Here is a 2,227-nt window from a genome sequence, read left to right on the forward strand (position 1 = left end):
GTGAGGGTCGTCCGGCGGCGGGGCAGCCGAAGCCGGCGCAACGTCCGGCGGCGGCGGGACGGGCCACTCCCGGCGCACCGCGCCGCTCGGGGCCGGCCGGGCCGGCCTCGCGGACCAGGGACGGCGCATGACGGCCGAGCCTCTGCTCGTCCCGCATCCCGACGCGGGCGTTCTCGCCCGGGCCGTCGCCGCCCGGCTGATCACGGCCCTGGTCGACGGGCAGGCCGAGCGCGGCGAGGCGTCGGTCGTCCTGACCGGCGGTGGCATCGGCATCGCGCTGCTGCGCGCGGTGCGGACCAACCCGGCCTTCGACGCGGTGGACTGGTCGCGGGTCGACGTGTGGTGGGGAGACGAGCGTTTCGTCGCGGCCGACTCCCCGGACCGCAACGAACGCCAGGCCCGGGAGGCGCTGCTCGACCATCTCCCGGTCGATCCCGCCCGGATCTTCCCGATGGGTCACCCGCGTGAGCCGGCCGCCGACGACGCCGCCGCGCTCAAGGCCGCCACGGTCGCCGCGGCGCAGTACGCCGAGCTGTTGGCCAGCCGGGCCGCGCCAGGGGCGAACCTGCCCGTCTTCGACGTGGTCCTGCTCGGCCTCGGCCCGGACGGGCACGTCGCGTCACTGTTCCCGAACCTGCCCGGGGTGACGTCCACCGAGGCGGTCGTGGCCGTCGGGAACAGTCCGAAGCCGCCGCCCGTGCGGATCTCGCTGACGCTGGCGACGATCCAGTCGGCACGTCAGGTGTGGGTGATCGTCGCCGGCGAGGAGAAGGCGCAGGCGGTCGCGGCCGCCTTCGCCGGTGCCGGTCCGATCGAGGTTCCCGCGACCGGTGCCGTCGGTCGGGAGCGCACCCTGTGGCTGGCCGACCGTGCGGCCGCGTCCCGCCTGCCCGCAGCCCGCTGACCCGGCCCGCCACGGCCCGCCACGAGCACCAGCACGGCACGGCACAGCACAGCACAGCACGCACGGCACGCACGGCACGCACGGCACGCACGGCACGGCAACGGGGCGCACACGGCGCCGCCGCCCGGTGGCCACTGGGGCCAAGGCCCTGGTGGCCACCGGGCGGCGGCGGACAGGCTCCGAGGGGTCAGGTGAGGATCTTCGTCTTGCCGCGCTCGTACTCACCGTCCGAGATGACGCCCTGATCGTGCAGGTGGGCGAGCTTGCCGAGCTCGTCAGCCCGACTCGTCCCGGCAGCCTCCCGCAGGTAGGACCGCCAGGCCTGCTCGTTACGTTCGGCGGCCGCACGGTTGCGCTCGTGCATGCTGCCGCCCCGGACGATCAGATAGGCGAGCACGCCCACCCAGGGCAGTATGATGATCGCTGCCGTCCAACCGGCCTTGGCCCATCCGGACATGTCGTGGCTACGGAACACATCCGTGATCACCGCGACCAGCAACCAGATCCACAGTACGAACGCGAAGAACCACAACATGTAGAGAAAGACGCTCAACAGCGGGAAGTCAGGATCCATGACCGTACCTCCAGTCGGGCGCGGCAGCTGCCGAACGCCCAGGTCCTGGTAATACCCGCCCAGCCCACCTGCCACGTCTGCGCGCGCCCTCCAGCCCTGAGGCCGGGAGCAGGACCACCGGGATCGACATGTTCGACCCCTGACCGCGCGCTAGTCGCCCACCCGCCGGAGCACGGCATGGCCGGACGAGGCCAGCAGGGACGCGGTGTAGCTGAACCTGACCGTGCCATCGGGCAGCGGGGTCAGCACGTCGACATCCACCTCGGTGCATGACAGCGATCCGTTGGTGAGCCGCTCGTGAAAGCGGGCCGAGGTGGCGCCGCGTCCATCGGCACTGATCGCGACCTCGTGGCTGCTTGGATCGTCATCGGCGCCCGTCGAGATCAGCACCAGGTCGCTGGTGCAGCCGTCACGAGGGTTGCGGGCGGTACCGACCGCCTCGCCGGCCCGTCCCGCCCGCAGCGTCACCGTGAGGGGAAAGGTGAGCGGTCCCTGCGTGACGGTGCCCTGCCAGCGTCCGATCAGGCCCGCCGGCACCGTCGCCGTGGCCGTGGCCGCCGACGAGGGGACGGGTGCCGCCATGGGGGCGGGTGCTGGCGAGGGTGCGGACCCGCTGGCCGGCGCCGGTGTCGCGCTGGCGCTCGGTCGCTGGCGATCGGCGCCGGCGGGCTGCCCATCGTCACCGAACAGCGCGAGGCCACCCGCGACGAGCGCCGCCACGATCACCGCACCGGCAAGCAGCCATCGCC

General features: G+C 73.4%; 2 protein-coding genes and 1 pseudogene. 1 reads left to right on the forward strand and 2 read right to left on the reverse strand.

All coding sequences use genetic code 11. The annotated features are described in order from the left end of the window. Positions 1-127: 127 nt before the first annotated feature. The gene (pgl, locus tag G6R24_RS20390) at positions 128-904 is read left to right on the forward strand and encodes a 6-phosphogluconolactonase (protein WP_163550754.1); all 777 of its coding nucleotides are present in this window, start codon (positions 128-130) and stop codon (positions 902-904) included. Between the two features lie 187 nt (positions 905-1,091). Here pgl and G6R24_RS20395 read toward each other — a convergent pair whose 3' ends face one another. Both G6R24_RS20395 and G6R24_RS20400 read right to left on the reverse strand, forming a co-directional pair. Further along, positions 1,092-1,478 (reverse strand): SHOCT domain-containing protein, encoded by a 387-nt coding sequence (locus G6R24_RS20395; protein ID WP_163550755.1) that lies wholly within the window; start codon positions 1,476-1,478, stop codon positions 1,092-1,094. Between the two features lie 150 nt (positions 1,479-1,628). Then, positions 1,629-2,227: pseudogene (locus tag G6R24_RS20400) on the reverse strand (hypothetical protein); the annotation flags it as partial.

The sequence above is a fragment of the Candidatus Frankia nodulisporulans genome (assembly GCF_902806475.1).
GTDB classification, from domain to species: domain Bacteria; phylum Actinomycetota; class Actinomycetes; order Frankiales; family Frankiaceae; genus Frankia; species Frankia umida.